The organism is Streptomyces hilarionis (assembly GCF_024539675.1).
Lineage (GTDB): Bacteria > Actinomycetota > Actinomycetes > Streptomycetales > Streptomycetaceae > Streptomyces > Streptomyces hilarionis.
Genome location: NZ_JAHHIT010000311.1, coordinates 1 through 3638 on the forward strand (window position 1 = coordinate 1; position 3638 = coordinate 3638).

Consider the following 3638-nt stretch of genomic DNA (forward strand, 5'->3'; position numbering starts at 1 on the left):
CGCCCGCCCGTCCCGCTGGAGCCCGGCCGGATGGCGGAGACCGAGATCCTCGCCCGGCTCACCCTGGCCGCCACCGGCATGCACGGCGCGGACCCCTCGGCCGTGGACGACCTGGTCGTCGGCCAGACCCTCGGCAAGGCCGTCGAGGACCCGCACTCGCCCGTGCACGGCCGCGACCCGCACGAGCTCGCCGCACAGCTCGCCGGCGACACCGGCCCCGAGCGCCGGCTGGACATGATGCTGCGCCTGGGCCCCTACGGCGACGGATTCGGCGCCCGCCCGGACGGACTGGGTCTGGACCGGCTGCTCGCCGCGCCGCACGGCATCGACCTCGGCCCGCTGCGCCCGCGGCTGCCCCAGCCGCTGAAGACGCGCAGCGGCCGCGTCGAACTGCTTCCGCGGCCGATCGCCGACGACCTCCCGCGCCTGCGGGAGGGCATGCACCGGAGCACGGACGGACTCGTCCTCGTCGGCCGGCGGCACCTGCGGTCCAACAACAGCTGGATGCACAACGTCCCCGCCCTCACCGGCGGCACCAACCGCTGCACCCTGCACATCCACCCCGAGGACGCCGAGCGGCTCGGGGTGCGCGACGGCGCGCCGGTGCGGGTCAAGGGCGCCGGGGGAGAGGTGACGGCCCCGGCCGAGGTCACCGACGGCGTGCGCCGCGGCGTCGTCAGCCTGCCGCACGGCTGGGGACACGACCGCCCCGGCACCCGCCTGAGCCACGCGGCCTCCGACCCCGGCGTCAACGTCAACCAGCTCCTCGACGGCAGTCTGCTGGACCCCCTGTCGGGCAACGCCGTCCTCAACGGAGTTCCGGTCGAGGTGGCCGCCGTTCCGGCCCCGTGAGCTGAGCAAAGCTGTGACCTGGAGTTTTGCGCTTATTGCTCGCAGGTCAACGGGTTGTTAACACCGTTTGAACGGACCTAACGTCGACCCACCGCCGACCCCCAGGTGGGATGTTCAAGGGCGAACGTTAGGTATCCACTCATGCTGACCATCCTCGGCTTCGCCATGATCGCGACCTTCCTGGTCCTGATCATGCTGAAGAAGATGTCGCCGATCGCGGCGCTCGTGCTGATCCCGGCGCTGTTCTGCGTCTTCGTCGGAAAGGGCGCCAAGCTCGGCGACTACGTCCTCGACGGCGTCACCAGCCTCGCCCCGACCGCGGCGATGCTCATGTTCGCGATCGTCTACTTCGGTGTGATGATCGATGTCGGCCTCTTCGACCCGATCGTGCGGGGCATCCTGAGGTTCTGCAAGGCCGACCCGCTCCGCATCGTCGTCGGCACGGCCCTGCTCGCCGCGATCGTCTCCCTCGACGGCGACGGCTCCACCACCTTCATGATCACCGTCTCGGCGATGTACCCGCTGTACAAGCGCCTGAAGATGAGCCTGGTCGTGATGACCGGCGTCGCGGCCATGGCCAACGGCGTGATGAACACCCTGCCCTGGGGCGGCCCGACCGCCCGCGCGGCCACCGCCCTCAAGCTCGACGCCAGCGACATCTTCGTCCCGATGATCCCGGCCCTGGCCGTCGGCCTGCTCTTCGTCTTCGTCCTCGCCTACGTCCTCGGCCGCCGTGAGCGCACCCGGCTCGGCGTCCTGACGCTCGACGAGGTGCTGGTGGAAGGCCACGTCGAGGACAAGGAGCAGGAGAAGGCCGAGCGGACCGAGACGGTCCTCGTCGGCGCCGGCGGCTCCGGCCCGGGCAAGACCCCCGCGCCCTCCGCGGGCGGCGGCGCGTCCGTCGCCCTCGGCGACGACGGGAGCGACGACGACGCGAGCGACGACGGCTTCCAGGGCCTCGACCCGCGACGGGCCACCCTGCGCCCGAAGCTGTACTGGTTCAACGCGCTGCTCACGGTCGCACTGCTGACCTCCATGATCATGGAGTATCTGCCCATCCCGGTCCTGTTCCTGATCGGCGCCGCGCTCGCCCTCACCGTCAACTTCCCCCACATCCCCGACCAGAAGGCCCGCCTCGCCGCCCACGCCGACAACGTCCTCAACGTCTCGGGCATGGTCTTCGCCGCCGCCGTCTTCACCGGCGTCCTCCAGGGCACCGGCATGGTCGACCACATGGCCCGGTGGATGGTGGACGTCGTCCCCGCCGGCATGGGCCCGCACATGGCGCTCGTCACCGGCGTACTGAGCCTGCCGCTCACCTACTTCATGTCGAACGACGGCTTCTACTTCGGCGTGCTGCCCGTCCTCGCCGAGGCCGGCGCGGCCCACGGCGTCACGCCGCTGGAGATGGCCCGCGCCTCGCTCGTCGGCCAGCCGCTGCACATGTCCAGCCCTCTGGTCCCGGCCGTCTACGTCCTCGTCGGGATGGCCAAGGTCGAGTTCGGCGACCACACCCGGTTCGTGGTGAAGTGGGCGGCCTGCACCTGCCTGGCCATCCTCGGCGCGGGCATCCTGTTCGGGATCATCTGAGCCTGCCGTGGAGGAACTTGTGAGGCCCGGTGGGAACCGCGGCTGGCTGCTCCGTCTCGTCATCGCCTTCGGCTTCGCGCAGGGGGCGGTGTCGATGGCCCGGCCCGCCGTGTCCTACCGGGCCCTCGCGCTGGGCGCGGACGAGCGGGCGATCGGCGTCATCGCGGGCGTCTACGCCCTGTTGCCGCTCTTCGCCGCCGTGCCGCTCGGCCGGCGCACCGACCACGGCCGCTGCGCACCCCTGCTGCCCGTCGGCGTGGTCCTGATCTCCGGCGGCTGCGTGCTGAGCGGCATGGCGGGCTCCCTGTGGACGATGGCCCTGTGGAGCGGCGTGATGGGACTCGGCCACCTCTGCTTCGTCATCGGCTCCCAGTCGCTGGTGGCACGGCAGTCCGCACCGCACGAACAGGACCGCAACTTCGGCCACTTCACCATCGGCGCCTCCCTCGGCCAGTTGGTCGGCCCGGTCGCGGCCGGAGCGCTGATCGACGGCGCGGACATGGCGCGCAGCAGCGCGCTGGCCCTGCTCGTCGCGGGGGCGGGCTGCGCGGTGGCGTTCGCCTCGCTGTGGCGCGTCGAGCACCGCGACACCGCGTCCGCCTCCCGGGGCGGGCCGGGCGACCGGGTCCCCGTCGGCCGCATCCTGCACGCGCGCGGCGTCCCGGCCGGCATCCTGATCAGCCTGTCCGTGCTGTCCGCGACCGACATCCTCACCGCCTACCTGCCGGTGGTCGGCGAGCACCGGGGCATCGCGCCGGCCGTGATCGGCGTGCTGCTCAGCATCCGCGCGGCGGCCTCCATAGCCTGCCGGCTCGTCCTCACCCCGCTGCTGCGGCTGCTGGGCCGCACGGCCCTGCTGTGCTCGACCTGTCTGCTGGCGGCCCTGCTGTGCGCCGGGATCGCGCTGCCGACGCCGGTCTGGGCCCTGGGCGCGATCCTCGCCGCGCTCGGGTTCTGCCTCGGGGTCGGACAGCCGCTGTCGATGACGACGGTGGTCCAGGCGGCGCCGGACGGCGCCCGCTCCACCGCCCTCGCGCTGCGCCTCACCGGCAACCGGCTGGGCCAGGTCGCCGCGCCGGCCGCCGCCGGTCTGGTGGCCGGGGTCGCGGGGGTGGCCGCGCCGTTCGTGATGCTGGGGGCGCTGCTGCTGCTGTCGTCGGGGGTGGCGGTGCGGTCGCCGGGAGGCGGTCCGGGGG

General features: G+C 72.7%; 3 protein-coding genes. All 3 read left to right on the forward strand.

Going from position 1 to position 3638, the window contains the following annotated elements:
- Positions 1-852: molybdopterin dinucleotide binding domain-containing protein (locus KMS84_RS38155; RefSeq protein WP_256921144.1), on the forward strand; the 852-nt coding region annotated here is incomplete at its 5' end.
- A 141-nt stretch (positions 853-993) separates the two neighbouring features.
- Positions 994-2442: a CitMHS family transporter gene (locus tag KMS84_RS38160; RefSeq protein WP_256921145.1), complete on the forward strand. Its 1449-nt coding sequence runs from the start codon at positions 994-996 to the stop codon at positions 2440-2442.
- Between the two features lie 19 nt (positions 2443-2461).
- Positions 2462-3638, forward strand: a 1177-nt coding sequence (locus KMS84_RS38165) for an MFS transporter (protein WP_256921146.1), incomplete at its 3' end; no start/stop codon positions are given.